Raw genomic sequence first — 17,612 nt, 5'->3', positions numbered from 1 at the left:
GTTCTCCAAGACGCCTGCAAGAAGCCCTCGGCACCGTGTGCCCGGAACCGATGGACCTGCCGATCTGCCCAAGGAACGGTCATGACCCGACTGCTCGGCCGCCTCGGCGGCGCCTGCGCGGCGCACCCCTGGCGGACGGTCTCCGCCTGGCTCGTCGCCATAGCCGCGTTCTTCGCCCTGGCCGGGGCGTTCGGCGGCACCCCGCACGACAACTACCGCGTGGCGGGCACCCCCTCCCAGGCGGGCACCGACTTCCTCACCGACGCGTTCCCGGAGATGTCCGGCACCAGCGCGCGCGTCGTCGTCCACGGTGACTCCGGCGACGACCTGCCGACCGGTGTGCTCGCCGACGTGCGCACGCGGCTCGCGGGCCTGGAGGGCGTGTCCGTGGTCGACGAACCGGTGTTCTCGCGCGACGGGGACACGGCGCTGCTCACCGTCAACTACCGCATCCCCGTCACCGACTTCAAGGGCTCCGAGGGCACCGACGCGCTGCGCGACGCCGCCGCCCCCGCCGCGGACGCGGGCCTGGACGTCGAGCTGGGCGGGCAGGTGCCGGAGAACGTCACCAAGCCCGCGATCACCGCCGAGATGATCGGCGTCGGTGCCGCCCTGGTCATCCTGCTGTTCGCGCTGCGCTCGTTCACCGCCGCCGGGCTGCCGCTGGTCGTCGCCATCGCCGGCCTCGGCGTCGGGCTTGCCGGCGTCGCGCTGCTCTCCGCCGCCACCGACGTCAGCAACATCGCGCCCACCGTCGCCTCGATGGTGGCCCTCGGCGTCGGCATCGACTACGCGCTGCTGCTCGTCGGCCGGCAGGCGGAGGGGCTGCGCCGCGGCCTCGCGCCGCGGGCCGCGGCGGCGGAGGCGTCGGCCACCGCCGGGGTTTCCGTGCTCATCGCCGGCGCCACCGTCCTGCTGTCCCTCTTCGGGCTCCGGCTCAGCACGGTGGCGGTGTTCGCGTCCTTCGGCTACGCCACCTTCTGCACCGTCATCGCCGTCATGGCCGCCGCGCTGACGCTGGTGCCGGCGCTGTGCGGGCTGGCCGGGCACCGCGTGCTGCCCCGGGCCGAGCGCCTCGGTCTCGTACGCGCCGAAGAGTCCACACAAGCCGCACAAGCCGCGCAGTCCGCACAAGTCGCACAGTCCGCGCCGGCCGCACAGTCCGCACAAGCCGCGCAGCCCGAGCAGCCCGCGAAGGGCGTCCAGCCTGCGGAGCCCGCCGCGCCGCAGCCGCCCGCCGCGCCCGCGCCGCCGCGCGCCACCCTCACCGAGCGCTGGGCCCGCGCCGTCACCAAGCGCCCGCTGGCCGCCGGTCTCGCCGCCCTCGTCGTGCTGCTCGCGCTCGCCTCCCCGGTCCTCGGCATGCGCACCTGGCCGCAGGACGCCGGCAGCCAGCCGGACTCCAACACCACGCGGCGCGCGTACGACCTGATCGCCGCCGAGTACGGCGAGGGCGCCAACGGCCCGCTGCAGATCGCCGTCGACCTCGCGCGGACGCCCGCGGACACCCTGCCCGCGCTCGGCGACGACCTGGCCGCCGCCGACGGCGTCGCCGCGGTGTCGCCGCCCCGCTTCAACGAGGCCCGCGGCGCCGCCGTCATCGTCGTCACCCCCACCACCGGACCGCAGGACGAGCGCACGCAGGACCTGCTGGACCGGCTGCGCGCCGACGTGCTGCCCGAAGGCGCCGAGGCCACCGGCGTGGTCGCCGTCTTCGCCGACATCTCCGACCGGCTCTCCACCCGGCTGTGGGTGGTCATCCCGTTCGTCGTCGGACTCTCGCTGCTGCTGCTCACCGTGCTCTTCCGGGCCCCGGTCGTGGCGCTGAAGGCGGCGGTGATGAACCTGCTGTCTGTCGCCGCGGCGTACGGCGTGATGACCGTGGTGTTCCAGACCGACACGGGCGCCCAGCTGCTGGGCCTGCCCCACGACGTGCCGGTGTCCAGCTGGGTGCCGATCCTGATGTTCACCATCCTGTTCGGCCTGTCCATGGACTACGAGGTCTTCCTGCTCTCCCGGATCCGGGAGGACTGGCTGGCCACCGGCGACCCGCACGGCAGCGTCGTACGCGGCCTCGCGGCGACCGGGCGCGTCATCACCAGCGCGGCGGCCATCATGATCGCGGTGTTCACCGGCTTCGCGATCGACCCCGACGTGACGGTGAAGATGATCGGCGTCGGCATGGCGGTGGCGGTGCTGGCGGACGCGACGATCGTCCGCATGGTGCTGGTGCCGGCGACGATGACGCTCCTCGGGCGGGCCAACTGGTGGCTGCCCCGCTGGGCGGACCGGCTGCTGCCGGAGCTGCACCTCGAACCGCCCGCCCCCACCGCCGCACCCGCGAACCCGGACGCCCCGGCTGCCGCGAACGACCCGGACGCCCCGGTGCCCGACGGCGGCAAGGGGCGGATCCCCGTCGGCGGCGGGGGATGAGACGGGCGGGAGGGGCGGTGGGCCCACCCCCGTGTGGCCCCCGCCCCTCCCGTCGCCGTACGGCGCTTGCGGAAGCCCCCGTCAGCGCAGCCCCGCCGCGGCGAGGTGCTTCTCCACCCGCCGCACCTCCTCGGCGTCCAGCGGGATCTGCGGCAGCATCGTCGCCGGGCAGTCGATGACCCCGCGCAGGTGCAGGGCCGCCTTGAAGGCGCCGAGGGCGGACGAACTCATGCCCATCCGCGCCGGGTCGCCCGACCGCACCATCCCGAACAGCGTGAGCAGCCGCTCCTGTTCGGTCCGCGCCGCCTCCCAGTCGCCCTCGCGCGCGCTGCGGTACAGCCGCGCGTAGCCGTGCGGGTCGACGTTGCCGAGGCCGGGTACGACGCCGTGGGCGCCCATCGCCAGCGCGCTGTCCACCATCGTCTCGGACCCCGTCAGGGCGGAGAACCCCGCCACCTTGTCCCGTACGCCGACGATGACGCGGCGCAGCCCCGTCTCGTCGCCGCTGGAGTCCTTGAGCCCGGCCAGCACCCCGTCGGCCGCCAGCGTCAGCACCAGGTCGTGGCCCAGCTTGGTGTGCACCGACACCGGCAGGTCGTAGGCGTAGACCGGCGCGCCCGTGCGACTGGCGACCTCGCGGAAGTGCCGGTCGATCTCCGCCGGGTGGGTGCGGGTGTAGAACGGCGCGGTGACCACCAGCGCGTCCGCGCCGGCGTCGAGCGCGCTGCGGGCGTGGTCGAGCACCCGCGGCGTCGTCATGTCGATCGCGCCGGCGAGCACGGGCAGCTGGCCCCCGACGTGCCGTACCACCGTGTCCACCACGGTCCTGCGCTGCTCGTCCCGGAGATAGGCGGCCTCGGAGGAGGAGCCGAGGACGAAGAGTCCGTCGACGCCCCCCGCCACGAGGAAGTCCACCAGCCTGATCAGCGAGGCGGTGTCCACCTCGGCATCCGGCGTCAGGGGGGTGCAGACGGGCGGTACGACGCCGGTCAGGTGGGTGGGACGGGTCATGCGCTCTCCTTCGCTTGGATCACGAGGTCGCGGGTGCTCTCCGCGGCGGCCACCGGATGGTGGCAGCGGAACCGGTGGGCGTGCGCCGCCTGCGTGACCGGCGGCATGGAGGCGGCGCACTCCTCCGTCGCCTTCCAGCACCGGGTACGGAACGGGCAGCCGCTCGGCGGCCGGGTCGCCGACGGCACGGGGCCGACGAGGGGGATCGGGTCGATGGGGTCGAGGAGCCCCGGGGTCGCCGAGAACAGCGCCCGCGTGTACGGGTGCCGGGCGGTGTCCGTGCCGCGCTCCGCCGGCGAGTCGCCCCCGGAGCCCAGCGCCACCGCCGGCGCCTCCTCGACGATCCGGCCCAGGTACATGGTGATGACCCGGTCGCTCATCCGCCGCACCGTCTGGATGTCGTGCGAGACGAACACCAGCGCCAGGTTCAGCCGCTCCTTCAGCTCCAGCAGCAGGTTGAGGATCTGCGCGCGTACGGAGACGTCGAGCGCGGAGGTCGGCTCGTCGGCCACCACCAGATCCGGCTCCAGCGCCAGCGCGCGGGCGATGGCCACCCGCTGCCGCTGGCCGCCGGACAGCTGACCGGGCAGCGCGTCGGCGAGCACCGGCGGCAGGCCGACGAGCGCCATCAGCTCCCGTACCCGCTCGGTGCGCTGCGCGGACGTGCCGCGGCGGTGCACGTCGAGCGGGTCGCGGAGGATCTGCCGGACCGGCAGCCGCCGGTTGAGCGCCGTCGACGGGTCCTGGAAGATCATGCCCGTGCCGGTGCCGATGGCCGTGCGCCGCTCGCCGCCGTCCATCTCCCAGATGTCGCGGCCCCGGAACTCCACCGTGCCGGCCGTCGGCCGCTGCACCCCGACCAGCACCTTCGCCAGCGTCGACTTGCCGCAGCCCGACTCGCCGACCACGCCGACCGTCTCGCCCGCCGCGATCGCCAGGTCGGCGCCGGTCAGCGCGTACACCCGGTCGCGGGAGAACAGCCCGCCGGTGCGCGCCCGGTGCACCACGTGCGCGTCCCGTACGGTGATCAGCCCCGCCGCCGCACCGCCGCCCTCGGCCAGGCCGCCGCCCTCGACCAGGGGCTCGCCCTTGGCCAGTTCGCCGAGCGGTCGAGTGCCGCCCTCCTTCGCGCTCATCGCAGCGCCTCCTTCTCCGCCCCGCCCGCGGGGGAGGGCGTCGTTTGGACGGCGGGCTCGACCGCCGGGTGGTGGCACGCCACCTCGTGCTTACGTTCCTCGCCCACCAACTCCGGCGCGGTGTCCAGGCAGGCGCCGCTCGCCATCGGACAGCGGTCGGCGAACCGGCAGCCGGCCGGGAAGTCGGCCGGCGAGGGCACGACGCCGCGGATCTGCGTCAGCCGCTCCTGGGCCGACTCCAGCGACAGCACCGAACCCAGCAGCCCGCGCGTGTAGTGGTGGGCCGGCGCCTCCACCAGGTCGGCGGTGACGCCGGTCTCGACGATCTGCCCGCCGTACATCACCACCACCCGGTCGGTGACGTCGGAGATCAGCGCCAGGTCGTGGCTGACCAGGACGAGCGCGAAGCCCAGTTCCTCGCGCAGCCGCAGCAGCAGCTCGATGACCTGCGCCTGCACCGTGACGTCGAGCGCGGTGGTCGGCTCGTCGGCGACGATGAGCTTCGGGTTGCGCGACAGCGCCATGGCGATGAGCACCCGCTGCCGCTGCCCGCCGGACAGCTCGTGCGGATAGCTGCGCAGCGTACGGTCCGGGTCCAGGCCCACCAGCTCCAGCAGCTCCGTCGCCGTGCGCGTGCCGCCGCGCCGGATCAGCTGCTTCAGCTGGGCGCGGATGGTCATCGCCGGGTTGAGCGAGCTGAGCGCGTCCTGGTAGATCATCGCCATCTCGTGGCCGAGCAGCTTGCGGCGTACCCGCATCGGCGTGCCGATCAGCTCCCGGCCGTCGAAGACGACGCTGCCGCGGACGCGCGCGCCCGCCGGCTCCAGGCCCATCACCGTCAGCGCCGTCAGCGACTTGCCGCAGCCCGACTCGCCGACGAGGCCGAGGACTTCACCGGGCCGGATGTCGAAGCTGATGCCGTCGACGATGTCCACGCCCGCGTGCCGCTTGTCGAAGCCGATGGCCAGGTCGGTCACCGACAGCACCGGCTCGCCGCCGGGCAGCGGCCGGGCCCGCTCGCGCAGCCGCCGGGCGGCCTCGGCGAGCCCGGGCAGCTGGAGCACCTTGCCGGTGCCGGGCACGGCGGCCTCGATCCGGTCCTCGGCGCCGGCCTCCTTGACCACCGTGCTCTCGGCCCGCCGGGAAGCGGGTGCCGCCCAGGCGTCCGAGATGCCCTCGGAGAGGATGTTCAGCGCCAGCACGGTCAGCAGCATCAGCAGGCCCGGGAAGACCGTGGCCCACCAGCCGCCGAGCAGCACCATGTTCTTGCCGTCCGCGATGACGCTGCCCCACGACGGGTCCGGCGGCCGGACGCCCGCGCCGATGAAGGACAGCGACGCCTCGAAGACGATCGCCTCGGCGACCTGCACCGTGCAGAACACCAGGATCGGCGCGGCGCAGTTGATGGCGACGTGCTTGACGATGATGTGCGGCGTACGGGCCCCGATGACCCGTTCCGCGGTCACGTAGTCCTCGCCGTACTGGTCGAGCACGTTGGCCCGTACGACCCGCGCGATCGGCGGCGTGTAGAGGAACGCGATGGCGCACACCAGCACCGGGATGCTGCCGCCGAACACGGCGACGAGCACCGCGGCCAGCGCGATCCCCGGGAACGCCATGACGACGTCCAGGCAGCGCATCACGAACTCGTCCACCGCCTTGCGGGAGGTGGCGGCGACGGCGCCGAGGATCGCCCCGGCGACCAGCCCCAGCAGGGTGGCGCCCAGCCCGATGACCAGCGACCAGCGGGCCCCGTACATCAGCCGGCTGAGGATGTCGCGGCCGAGGCTGTCCTGCCCCATCCAGTGGTCGCCGGACGGGTGCCCGGTGCCGTCGGCCTGGGCCTGCTGGTCGAGTGGGTCGTGCGGGGCGAGCAGCGGCGCGAACACCGCGACCAGCACCACCAGGGCGAGCAGCCCCAGTGAGATCCGGGACATCCAGGGCAGCCGCTTCAGCCCGCGGAGCCGCAGGCCGGGCCGGGACAGCCGCTCCGTGAGCTGCTTGCGGCCCCCGAGGGTGGTGAGCATCAGGCGGCGCTCCTCAGACGGGGGTTGACCAGCAGATAGAGGATGTCGATAACCAGGTTGACGACGACGAACGCCACCGCGATGGTGAGCACCACGCCCTGCACGACGGCGGGGTCCCCGTTCTTCACCGCGTTGATCATCAGCGTGCCCATGCCGGGCAGCGAGAAGATCGTCTCGATGACGACGGCGCCGCCGAGCAGGTAGCCCACCCGCAGGCCGAGGACGGTCAGCGGGTTGATGAGCGAGTTGCGCAGCACGTTGCGGCCGACCACGACGACCGGCGGCAGCCCGCTGCCGATCGCCGTGCGCACGTAGTCCTTGTCCAGCTCCTCCACCACCGCCGTGCGGACGATACGGGTGAGTTGCGCGGCGACGTGCAGCGACAGTGCGATGGCCGGCAGCGTCATGGTCTTGAGCCAGCCCGTGAAGGAGTCGCCCGGATTCACGTACCCCCCGGAGGGGAACCACCCCCAGTCCACCGCCAGATACTGGATCAGCAGCAGCGCCACCCAGAAGGCGGGGGCGGCGACGCCGACCAGCGACACGATGCGGATCAGCTGGTCCGGGGCCCGGTCGCGGTAGATCGCGGCCGTGACCCCGAAGACCACCGACAGCACGATGGCGATGGCGAGACCCAGGAAGGTGAGCTGCATGGTCAGGGGCAGCGCGGTGGTCACCTGGTCGATGACCGGTCTGCCGTTGAGCACGCTCAGACCCATGTCGCCCCGCAGCAGGTCGCCGACGAACGCGGCGTAGCGGACGGGCAGCGGGTCGTTGAGTCCGTGCTCCTCGCGGTAGTCGTCGAGCTGCTGTTCTGAGGGGTTGGCGCCCTGGAAGTGCGCCACCGCCGGATCGATGTCCGAGAAGCGCATGACGAGGAAGACGAACAGCACGATGCCGAGCATCAGCGGGACGAGCAGGGCGATGCGGCGTAGCAGCATCCTGGCGATCTGGGCCACGTACGTGAGCTCCTAGCCTTGACTGACCGTGACTGCCGCCCTACGCGGGCTTGGCCTTGAGCAGGTTGACGCCGGGGTAGGGCTGCGGCTGTATCCCGGTGATCTTGTCGGGGTCCCAGGCGGTGACCAGCTCGGTGTGGACCACGGGGTAGACGACCGCGTTCTCCGCGATGACGTCCAGGTACTCCTGCGTCATCTGCTTCTTCTTCGCCTGGTCGGGCTCGCGCGTGGCCGCGTCCATGAGCCGGAACAGGTCCTTGGCCTCCGGGGCCTGGGCCCAGCGGGCGTAGCCCATCCAGAGGTTGTCCTGCGTGTAGTTGTAACGGAGGATCAGATCGGCCTCGATGCCGAGCTGGTTGGGGTTCGAGGCGGAGGCGACGACCTGGTAGTTCACCTTCTGGTCCAGCTTGGTGAAGAGGGCGGAGGTCTCCTGCGGCTCCAGGGTGGTCTCCACCCCGATGGCGTCCCAGGACTCCTTGATGGTCGGGATGCAGTCCGCGATCCAGCTGACGGTCGACGCCATGAGGGTCACCTTCAGCCCGCTGACCCCGGCCTCCTTCAGCAGCGCCTTGGCCTTGTCCGGGTCGTAGCCGTAGACGGTCTTGGCCTTGCGGTAGGTGGGGTTGCCCTCGTCGAGGAAGGAAGTGGCGGCCTTGCCGTAGCCCTTCAGGCCCGCCTCGATCATCTTGCCGGTGTCGATGGCGTAGTGCAGCGCCTGGCGCACGCGTACGTCGTCGAAGGGCGCCCGCTCGGTGTTGAAGAGCAGGAACATGTGGTTCATGCCGGCCCCGCCCTCGACGGTGAGGCCGTCCTGCTCCAGCTGTTTGACGTTGGCGTACGGGATGTTGTCGGAGATCTGCGCACCGGCGCTCCCGCCGGAGATCTTCGCGACCCGGGGGGCGGCGTCCACGATGGACAGCCAGTTCATCTCCTTGAAGTTGGCCTTGCGCGGGCCGTTGTAGTCCGCGTACGCCTCGAAGGAGGTGTTCGACAGCGGCTGGTTGGCGGTCATCTTGTACGGGCCGGAACCGACGACGACCTCGGGCATGCCGCCGTCGAGGTCCTTCCAGGCGCCGGACTTGCTCAGGACGTGCTTGGGCAGGATCTTCGCCAGGGTGAGCCGGGACAGCCCGTCCGGGAACGGGAAGTTGAGCACCAGGTCGACGGTGTTCTCCCCGGTCTTCTTGACCTCCTTCAGCCACGCGGCGAAGAAGCCGTGGACGAGGGTCTGGGTCTCGGAGTCGAGCACCCGGTCGAAGGTGAACACCACGTCGTCGGCGGTGACCGGCTTGCCGTCGTGCCACGTCGCGCCGTCGCGCAGGGTGAACGACCAGGTGGTGGCCCCCGGGTCGGCGGGCGCCTCGGTGGCCAGCGCCGGGTAGGGCTCGCGGGTGATGGGGTCGGTGTCGAGTAGACCCTCGAAGATGTGGTGGTTGCTGGCCACGGCGAACGCGGACGCGGTCAGCGTGGGGTCCCAGCTCTGGTCGTTGCCGTACCCGATGACGGCGGTGACGGAGTCGGTGCTGTCGCCCCCGTCGGTGTCCGAGGTCGAGTCCGGACCTCCGGAGCAGGCGGCCAGCGCCGGCGCCATGACGCCGAAGGCGCTCAGCGCCCCGCCGTACTGCAGCACTCGCCGGCGGTCGACGCCCGGCTCTGGTGATACGTCGCTCACGGTGCCTCCAGGAGGGGAAAAACAGGGGATGGCGCCGCGCCCGTCCCTGTCCCGGGGATAGGCGAGGTCGTGGGAGGTCCTACGTTCTACCTCTTGCCCGGTGAACATAGAAGTCAGCCCTGAGACAGGTCAAGAGGTCGGCGGGAAGCGTTATCCGGTGTCAACCCAGCTGGAGCCGGGCATCGACGACGATCTCGCCCAGCTCCGCGCGCCCTTCGGGCGCATCCGGCAGCGAGGTGCGATCCTGCGCGTCGTCCAGTACGCCGTGGAGCGCCGTCACGTCCGCCTCCAGCCGCCCGGCGTCCGGAGCGCCGGGCACGGCGCCCAACAGCCCGTGCTCCGCAGCGGCCTTGGCGGCGACCAGGTCCCCGAGGTACGCCGGCGCCGGCGCCAGCCCAGTCAGCGCGGGCAGGTGCGCGACGACCTCGCCGGTGCGCATGAGGTGGATTCCGGTGAGGAGCACCCGAAAGGTGTAGAGGAGCGGCTTCAGTTCTCCCGAGGAGCTGAAGAGCCGCCACTGCCCGCGCGCGAAGCCGCGGTAGTGGTGGGCGTGGTGCCGGGTGAGCAGCCGCGGGGCGAGCGCGACCAGGTCGGCGTGGACCTGCGAGGTCCGCGCGACCAGCGGCGAGAGGAGCTGTTCGAGCACGTAGCCGTTGCGGCGGAGCAGCAGCCGGGCGAACTTCGCCAGGTCGTGCGTGACGAGGTCCATCTCGGTGCCGTCGTGCTTCCACATGCGGCTGCTCGTCTCCGCGGGCGCGTCCAGGGCGAGGACCGCGCGCAGCGGGAGCAGGTGGGCGCCGCGCAGGTCCACGTCCGAGTCGCGGGAGGGGAAGCCGTACAGATGGGCGCCCGAGACCGTGGCGAACACCAGCGGCTGCGCCGGCGCGGCGAGGACCGGGGTCAGGTCGGGGAGACCGGCCGCGGCGAGGACGGCGGGGTCCGGGGCCGCACTCATGCGGTGGCCAGACTGCGGTGGCGGACGGAGGTGAGCCAGGACTCCACGCGGGCCTGGTCCGGGGACTCCGGCAGCGGGCTGGCAGGCAGCGCCTCGTCCAGGCGGCGGGACAGCTCCGCCGTCCACGCCGTGACCTCGTCCCAGGTCACCTCGCCGCGCCCGACCGCGAGCAGCCGGTCGCGGTACGGGCCGACGTCGACGCACAGTGCACCTGTGCGCGGCAGCGCTCCACCTCCCAGGTCAACTTCTCGGCCGAGAACGACCAGGCTTGATGACTCAGCCGATCACACCGATTCATGCTCTCCGCTCAGCGCTGGCTGCGACGCCGGAGTCACATCCGCCGCAACTCTGCGGCGCGGGACCGTTGACGGGGCCCCACACTGGGCTAGGCCCAGCGACATCCGCCCGGTCAGCGCTATCTGAACCGTATCCCCGGCAAAGCCGGTTCGTGCCTTACAAGCTCACGAACGGATGTGGGGAGACTACCGGACCAATGCGAGGTCCATGGGCGAACGATGCGAGTGCCCCGAGCGCAAGCGCCCGGGGCCTCGCAAACTCAGGCTGAACTGCTCGGGCAGCGGACCCTCCCAGTGCTGCGGCGGCTTCTCCAGCCGCCAGAACCACTCGGTCGGCGCGACGTACACCCCGCGCCGGTCGGTGTCGGACGCCGCCGTGGCCAGGCCGAAGGCGCGCGAACCCGCCACCACCGCCAGGATGGTGTGCTCCTCGACCAGCAACTCACCGCGCTCCACCCGGCCATCCTCGCCGGGCCCGACCCCCGCCCGCCAGGGGTTTTACGGGCCGGCCGGCGCCGACTTCCGGCTACGACACCTGCCGCAGCACCTCGGCGGCGATCAGCTCCAGGTGGTCCAGGTCCGACAGGTCGAGGATCTGCAGGTAGAAGCGCTGCGAACCCACGGCCCCGTAGCGTCCGAGCTGCTCGACCACCTCCGCCGGGGTGCCGGCCAGGCCGTTCTCCTTCAGCTCCGGCACCTGCCGGCCGATGGCCTCCGCCCGCCGCGCCACCTCGGCGTCGTCCTTGCCGACGCAGGCCACGAGCGCGTTGGAGTACACCAGGTCGGCCGGCGACCGGCCGGCGGCCTCGGCCGCCTCGCGGACCCGGGTGAACTGCCGCTCGGAGTCCGCCGCCGAGCAGAACGGCACGTTGAACTCCGCCGCGTAGCGGGCGGCCAGCGCCGGGGTCCGCTGCGCACCCATGCCGCCGATGAGCACCGGCAGCGGCGCCTGCACCGGCTTGGGCAGCGCGGGGGAGTCCGTCAGCTCGTAGTACGTGCCGGAGTAACTGAAGGTGTCGCCCGTCGGCGTCCCCCACAGCCCGGTCACGATCGCCAACTGCTCTTCCAGCCGGCCGAACTTCGCCTTCGGGAACGGGATCCCGTACGCGGTGTGCTCCTCCTCGAACCACCCCGCGCCGATGCCCAGCTCGATCCGGCCGCCCGACATCTGGTCCACCTGCGCCACCTGGATGGCCAGCGGGCCCGGCAGCCGGAAGGTGGCGGCGGTCATCAGCGTGCCGAGCCGGATACGGCTGGTCTCGCGGGCCAGGCCCGCCAGCGTCACCCAGGCGTCCGTGGGGCCGGGCAGGCCGCTCACGTCGCCCATCTTCAGATAGTGGTCGGAGCGGAAGAAGGCGTCGAAGCCGAGGTCCTCGGTGGCGCGGGCCACCGTCAGGAGGGTGTCGTACGAGGCGCCCTGCTGCGGTTCTGTGAAGATGCGAAGATCCATGGGGCCATTGTGCTTCAGCCGTGCCCGGCGGCTTCCCGGGGCACGTCGGTGGTGCATAGAGTGCAACCACCGCACTGCCCGGCTTGCCGCGAGGGGGTCAGGATGACGGTCGTCTACCGCGCGCCGGAAGGGGACGACGGACTGGAGTTCACGGTCCGGCTGACTCCGGAGGAGACCAGGGCGCTGACCCGCGAGGCCCGGCTGCTCGCGGAGATCGTCGACAGCTGCCTGTGGGCGCTGGGCATGCTCCGTACGGGCGTGAACTCCCGCGACGCGGGCGGCCCGCCGCCGATCCCCGGCGACTGGTACGCCGCGTTACGCGACCTGGAACGCATCGCGCCCCGCATCGAGGGCACCCGGGACGCGGTCATCCGCGCCCTCGCCGAGTCGGGGGAGGGCACCGACCGGCTGGCGCACGCGCTACACACCGACGAGGAGGCGGCCGGCCGGCGCCGCGCGGGCGTGCTCGGCAACCCGCCGTCGGAGTGGGAGTCGTGGGCGGCGAAGGAAGCGGCGGAGTAGGTCCGGCCCTCAGGCCGGGCCCCTCAGGGCCGGTCCACCAGCACCGCCGAGCCCTGCCCCACCCCGACGCACATCGTCGCCAGCCCCCGCCGCGCGCCCGTACGCGCCATCCGGTGCAGCAGCGTCGTCAGGATCCGCGCCCCCGAGCAGCCCAGCGGGTGGCCCAGCGCGATGGCGCCGCCGTCCGGATTGACCGTCTCGGGGTCCAGCCCCAGTTCGTCCACGCAGGCGAGCGCCTGCGCCGCGAAGGCCTCGTTCAGCTCCGCCGTCTCGACGTCGGCCACCGACCAGCCCAGCCGGTCCAGCGCCTTGCGCGTGGCCGGCACCGGGCCGACGCCCATGACGTCGGGGTGGACGCCCGCGGAGGCGCCGGCCGCGTACCGGCCGAGGGAGGTCAGGCCGAACTCCGTCAGCGCCTCCTCGCTGACCAGCAGCAGCGCCGCCGCCCCGTCGTTCATGGGCGAGGAGTTGCCCGCGGTCACGCTGCCGCCCGCCCGGAACGCCGGCTTCAGCCGCGCCAGCCGCTCCGCCGAGGTGTCCTCGCGGATGCACTCGTCCGCCGTCACCGCCGTCACCGCCGCGCCGTCGTCCGGCCGTACGACCGGCAGCAGCTCCGCGTCGAAGTGCCCCGCCGCCCGGGCCGCCGCGGCCCGTCGATGGCTGCGCAGCGCGAACTCGTCCTGCCGCGCCCGCCCCACGCCGTACCGCTCGGCCACCTCCTCCGCGGTCTCGCCCATCGCGAGCAGCCCGTGCAGCTCGCGCATCCGCGGGTTGACAAGCCGCCAGCCGAGCCGGGTGTCGGCCGTCGCCAGCTGCCGCGGCAGCGCCTCGTCCGGCCGCGGCAGCACGAACGGCGCGCGGCTCATCGACTCCGAGCCGCCGGCCAGCACCACGTCCGCCTCGCCGGCGGCGATGGCGCGGGCGGCGGTCGTGACGGCCTCCAGGCCGGAGGCGCAGAGGCGGTTGAGGGTGGCGCCGGGGACGGACTCGGGCAGGCCGGCGAGGAGGACGGCCATGCGGGCGACGTTGCGGTTGTCCTCGCCGGCCTGGTTGGCGGCGCCCCAGTAGACGTCGTCGATACGGGCCGGGTCGAGCGCCGGGACACCGTCGAGCAGTCCGCGGATCACCCCGGCGGCGAGGTCGTCGGGGCGTACGGCGGAGAGCGAACCGCGCAGCTTCCCGATCGGCGTGCGGCGGGCGGCTGCGAAGTGGACGGTGCGCACGGGCGGGCCTCCCCATCGAAACTAGCGGCGCTAGTTTCGGACTATAGCCCGCCCCCGAGGCCGCGGCCAGCCGCACGATACGCCCCGCTCCGCGGTGATCGCTTACGATCGAACACGTTGCCCCGGACGCCGCGTAGCCGATGCGAGGAGAGCGCGATGAGCAGTGCCAAGGTTGCCGACCAGCTCGTGGAGGTCCTGCTCCAGTACGGCGTGAAGCGCATCTACGGCGTCGTCGGCGACAGCCTCAACCCGCTCGTCGACGCCATCCGCCGCAGCGACGGCGCCATCGAGTGGGTGCACGTGCAGAACGAGGAGGCCGGCGCCTTCGCCGCCGCCGCCGAGGCGCAGGTCACCGGGCAGCTCGCCGCCTGCGCCGGCTCCTGCGGCCCCGGCAACACGCACCTCATCCAGGGCCTGTTCGACGCGCAGCGCAGCGGCGCCCCCGTCCTCGCCATCGCCTCGCACATCCCCGCCACCCAGATCGGCAGCGGCTTCTTCCAGGAGACCCACCCCGAGAAGCTCTTCGACCAGGCGTCCGGCTACTGCCAGCTGATCTCCCAGCCCGAGCAGATGCCGCGCATCGCCCGGATCGCCGCCCAGCACGCCGTCGGGGCGGGCGAGGTCGCGGTGCTCGTCCTGCCCGGCGACATCGCCGACAAGCAGGCCGCGAACCCCACCGGCCACACCGTCCCCTGCGTGCGCCCCGCCGCGATCGTCCCCGACCCGCAGACCGTGCGCGAGCTGGCCGACGCCGTCAACGCCGCCGACCGCGTCGCGCTCTTCGCCGGCGCGGGCGTGCGCCACGCGCACGCGCAGGTGATGCGGCTCGCCGAGACCGTCAAGGCGCCCGTCGGGCACACGCTGCGCGGCAAGGAGTGGATCCAGTACGACAACCCGTACGACGTGGGCATGATCGGCCTCCTCGGCTACGGCGCCTGCTACGACGCGCTGCACGAGGCCGACCTCGTCGTCATGCTCGGCACCGACTTCCCGTACGACGCCTTCCTGCCGCAGAGCAAGACCGTGCAGATCGACGTCGACGCCACCCGCCTCGGCCGCCGCACGCCCTTGGAGGTCGCCGTGCACGGCGACGTCGCCTCCACTCTGGACGCGCTGCAGCCGCTGCTGCGTGAGAAGCACGAGCGGCGCTTCCTCGACGGCATGCTGCGCAAGCACGAGCGGGCGCTGACCAAGGTCGTCGAGGCGTACACCTCGAAGGTCGACAAGCACGTGCCGATCCACCCCGAGTACGCCGCCCGGGTGCTGGACCGACTGGCCGCGGACGACGCGGTGTTCACCGTGGACACCGGCATGAACAACGTCTGGGCCGCCCGCTACCTCACCCCCAACGGACGCCGCCGCGTCATCGGCTCGTTCACCCACGGCTCGATGGCCAACGCCCTCCCGCACGCCATCGGCGCCGCCTGCGCCGACCGCGGGCGCCAGGTCATCTCGCTGTCCGGCGACGGCGGCCTCGGCATGCTGCTGGGCGAGCTGATCACCGTCCGGCAGCACGACCTGCCGGTCAAGACCGTCGTCTTCAACAACTCCTCGCTGGGGATGGTCAAGCTGGAGATGCTGGTCGACGGCCTGCCCGCGTACGGCACCGACCACCGCGGGGTCGACTTCTCCGCCGTCGCCCGCGGGATCGGCATCCCCGCCTGGCGGGTGGAGAAGCCCGGCGAGATCGAGGACGCGCTGCGCGAGGCGCTGACGGCCACGGGCCCCGCGCTGGTCGAGCTGGTCACCGACTCCAACGCGCTGTCGATCCCGTCGCGCATCACGCTGGAGCAGGTGCGCGGCTTCGCGCTGGCGGCCGGGCGCACGGTCCTGGAGGGCGGCGTCGGCACCATGCTCGACCTCGCCCGCTCCAACCTCCGCAACATTCCCCGCCCCTGACCGCGCGGGCCGCCGCGGCGTGCGGGCAGGCACCGTCCCGGTCCGTACGCCCCTCAGGCCAACCCCTCAGACCAGCCCTCAGACCAGCCAGGGCAGATCGTCGAAGTAGCCGCCCTTCGCCGGCGGCGTGAGCACGGCGTGCCGCGTACGGTACGTCAGCGACCCGCCCCCGGCCCGCGCGACGGCCCGCGCGCGCAGCTCCCAGCGGCCGGCGGGTGCGCCCTTCGGGGGCGTCACCCGCCAGCGGGTGACCACCTCGGTGCCCGGCGCCAGCCGGCCGCGCGGCCGGCGGTTCGCGGCGCGTACCCGCCAGCCCTCGGGGACCTGCAGCTGTACCCGCGCCCCGGTCCACGGCACGTCCGACCCGTTGTGCAGGGTGGCGGTGACGGTCAGCACCCGGCCCGGCTCGGCGTAGGGCGGGGCCTCGATCGTCACGCCGAACGGCGCGCGCGCGTACGTGTCGTGCCACTCCCGCCGCATGACGCCGACCAGCCGGGCGGCGATGTCCGGCCGGTCCGCGGCGCGGTCGACGGTCTCGCCGGGGTCGTCCGCCAGGTTGTACAGCTCCACCTGCCAGCGGTCGTCCGGCGCCGTGCGGTCCTTGCCGGGCGCGAAGCGCACCGCCTTCCAGTCGCCGGCCCGTACCGCCTCCGAGATCCGCCGGATCCGGTCGTGGTCGGCGGCGCGGGCCAGCGGCGTCGAGGCCCGCTCGTTGCGGTACCAGTACAGGAACCGGTGGGTGGGTGCCGGGCCGGTGCCGGTGAGCAGCGGCGCGAGGGACAGCCCGTCGACGTCGCGCGGCGCGGGGGCGCCGGCCAGCTCCGCGAGGGTGGGCAACAGGTCTATGTGCGGCGTGGGCCGGTTCACGGTGCGCGGCCGGATGCGGTACGGGGACCAGGCGATGAGCGGCACCCGGATGCCGCCCTCGTACAGGTTCCGCTTGTAGCCGCGCAGCGAGCGCTCGCGCTGGAAGAGCGCCGGCGTCACGCCGCCCTCCTCGTGCCGGCCGTTGTCGCTGGTGACCAGCACGACGGTGTCCTCGGCGAGGCGCTGCGCGTACAGCTCCTCGATCACCGCGCCGACCATCGCGTCGAAGTTCGCCACCTGCGCGGCGTGCCCCTTGTCCGCCGGCTTCCAGTCCGTGTCGCTGTACTCGCCGGTGTCCGGCACGGCGCTGGGGGCGTGCGGCACGTTGGGGGAGAGGTAGAGGAAGAAGGGCTCCGCGGAGCGCGCCCGGATGAACTCCAGGGCGCGCGTGGAGAACTGCTCGGGAGCGTACGTGCCGCGCCCGCCCTCGCCGTTGCCCGCGAGCGGCACGCGGCGCCCGTTGTGCCAGAGGTACTGCGGGAAGTACTGGTGCGCGTGCCGGTGGGTCAGATAGCCGTAGAACTCCTCGAACCCGCGGTAGTTGGGGTGGCTGTGCTGGTCCGGCTCGTCGGGGCCGAAGCCCCACTTGCCGATGCACGCCGTGCGGTAGCCGCGCGCCCGCAGCAGTTCGGCGATCGTGGTGTCCGCGTCGCCGATCGAGGGCTGGATGCCGCGCATCGGGTTCTCGCGGACCCGGGCGCGCCCGCTGTGCAGGCCCGTCAGCAGCGAGGCGCGGGACGGCGCGCAGACGGGCGCGGAGGCGTACGCCGCGGTGAACCGCATGCCCTCGGCGGCGAGCCGGTCCAGGTGGGGGGTACGGATGAGCTGCTGGCCGTACGAGCCGAGTTCGCCGTAGCCGAGGTCGTCGGCGACGATCAGGACGATGTTGGGCCGGTCGCCGCGGGGGCTGCCCGGCGCCGCGGCGAGCGGGGCGGGGGTCAGGGCCGCGGCGCCGAGGCCCGCGGCCGACGCCGCGAGGAACTGACGTCGGGTGGTCAACCTGCTCCCCCTCTCGCACGGCCGGTGCCGGTGATCAGCGCCGTCCGGAGGCGGAGGAGGGTGCGGCACGCAGTGTCCCGGGCTCCGTCACCCGTGCGGGGGGCGTGCCGGTCCAGCACCGGATCCGCCGCGGCGGGAGCCGGGCCGAGCCGGGCCAAGGCGG

Annotated in this window: 13 protein-coding genes and 1 pseudogene; 3 read left to right on the top strand and 11 right to left on the bottom strand. The window is 73.1% G+C overall.

Going from position 1 to position 17,612, the window contains the following annotated elements; translation table 11 throughout:
- Window positions 1-81: 81 nt before the first annotated feature.
- Window positions 82-2,433 (top strand): MMPL family transporter, encoded by a 2,352-nt coding sequence (locus T328_RS30385; RefSeq protein WP_496499424.1) that lies wholly within the window; start codon window positions 82-84, stop codon window positions 2,431-2,433.
- Between the two features lie 81 nt (window positions 2,434-2,514).
- Here the strand turns inward: T328_RS30385 and T328_RS30380 are convergent, their stop codons facing one another.
- The 9 genes and pseudogenes from T328_RS30380 to T328_RS30340 all read right to left on the bottom strand — a co-directional run bounded on the left by T328_RS30380 (window position 2,515) and on the right by T328_RS30340 (window position 11,939).
- Window positions 2,515-3,444 (bottom strand): dihydrodipicolinate synthase family protein, encoded by a 930-nt coding sequence (locus T328_RS30380; protein ID WP_496499423.1) that lies wholly within the window; start codon window positions 3,442-3,444, stop codon window positions 2,515-2,517.
- Entirely contained in the window at window positions 3,441-4,580 is a 1,140-nt protein-coding gene (locus T328_RS30375) for an oligopeptide/dipeptide ABC transporter ATP-binding protein (protein WP_496499422.1), read from the bottom strand. The genes T328_RS30380 and T328_RS30375 overlap by 4 nt, the downstream gene beginning before the upstream one ends.
- On the bottom strand, window positions 4,577-6,607 hold the full coding sequence (locus T328_RS30370) for a dipeptide/oligopeptide/nickel ABC transporter permease/ATP-binding protein (RefSeq protein WP_496499421.1): 2,031 nt from the start codon (window positions 6,605-6,607) through the stop codon (window positions 4,577-4,579). Before T328_RS30370 ends, T328_RS30375 begins: the two co-directional genes overlap by 4 nt.
- Window positions 6,607-7,548 (bottom strand): ABC transporter permease, encoded by a 942-nt coding sequence (locus tag T328_RS30365; RefSeq protein ID WP_496499451.1) that lies wholly within the window; start codon window positions 7,546-7,548, stop codon window positions 6,607-6,609. Before T328_RS30365 ends, T328_RS30370 begins: the two co-directional genes overlap by 1 nt.
- A gap of 58 nt (window positions 7,549-7,606) precedes the next feature.
- Complete coding sequence (locus tag T328_RS30360) at window positions 7,607-9,157, bottom strand: ABC transporter substrate-binding protein (protein ID WP_496499450.1); 1,551 nt, start codon at window positions 9,155-9,157, stop codon at window positions 7,607-7,609.
- 241 nt (window positions 9,158-9,398) lie between these two features.
- Window positions 9,399-10,193 (bottom strand): nucleotidyltransferase domain-containing protein, encoded by a 795-nt coding sequence (locus T328_RS30355; protein WP_496499420.1) that lies wholly within the window; start codon window positions 10,191-10,193, stop codon window positions 9,399-9,401.
- A complete protein-coding gene (locus T328_RS30350) occupies window positions 10,190-10,342 on the bottom strand; it encodes a hypothetical protein (protein ID WP_496499419.1) in 153 nt (50 codons plus the stop codon). Before T328_RS30350 ends, T328_RS30355 begins: the two co-directional genes overlap by 4 nt.
- Window positions 10,343-10,744: 402 nt before the next feature.
- Window positions 10,745-10,945: pseudogene (locus T328_RS30345) on the bottom strand (DNA polymerase beta superfamily protein); the annotation flags it as partial.
- Window positions 10,946-11,015: 70 nt separating this feature from the next.
- Entirely contained in the window at window positions 11,016-11,939 is a 924-nt protein-coding gene (locus T328_RS30340; protein WP_496499418.1) for an LLM class F420-dependent oxidoreductase, read from the bottom strand.
- Between the two features lie 102 nt (window positions 11,940-12,041).
- On the opposite strand from T328_RS30340, the gene T328_RS30335 reads away from it, so the two are divergent.
- Window positions 12,042-12,461 (top strand): hypothetical protein, encoded by a 420-nt coding sequence (locus tag T328_RS30335; RefSeq protein WP_496499417.1) that lies wholly within the window; start codon window positions 12,042-12,044, stop codon window positions 12,459-12,461.
- A gap of 23 nt (window positions 12,462-12,484) precedes the next feature.
- On the opposite strand, the gene T328_RS30330 is transcribed toward T328_RS30335, so the two are convergent.
- Window positions 12,485-13,684 (bottom strand): thiolase family protein, encoded by a 1,200-nt coding sequence (locus T328_RS30330; protein ID WP_496499416.1) that lies wholly within the window; start codon window positions 13,682-13,684, stop codon window positions 12,485-12,487.
- A gap of 156 nt (window positions 13,685-13,840) precedes the next feature.
- Here T328_RS30330 and T328_RS30325 point away from each other — a divergent pair, with 156 nt between their 5' ends.
- A complete protein-coding gene (locus tag T328_RS30325; protein ID WP_496499415.1) occupies window positions 13,841-15,583 on the top strand; it encodes a pyruvate dehydrogenase in 1,743 nt (580 codons plus the stop codon).
- A 78-nt stretch (window positions 15,584-15,661) separates the two neighbouring features.
- Here T328_RS30325 and T328_RS30320 read toward each other — a convergent pair whose 3' ends face one another.
- On the bottom strand, window positions 15,662-17,449 hold the full coding sequence (locus tag T328_RS30320) for a sulfatase-like hydrolase/transferase (RefSeq protein ID WP_496499414.1): 1,788 nt from the start codon (window positions 17,447-17,449) through the stop codon (window positions 15,662-15,664).
- Window positions 17,450-17,612 lie beyond the last annotated feature (163 nt).

The organism is Streptomyces sp. CNX435, from assembly GCF_059570575.1.
Note: the sequence above shows the minus strand (reverse complement) of the source record. Positions and strands in the feature narration are given on the sequence as shown.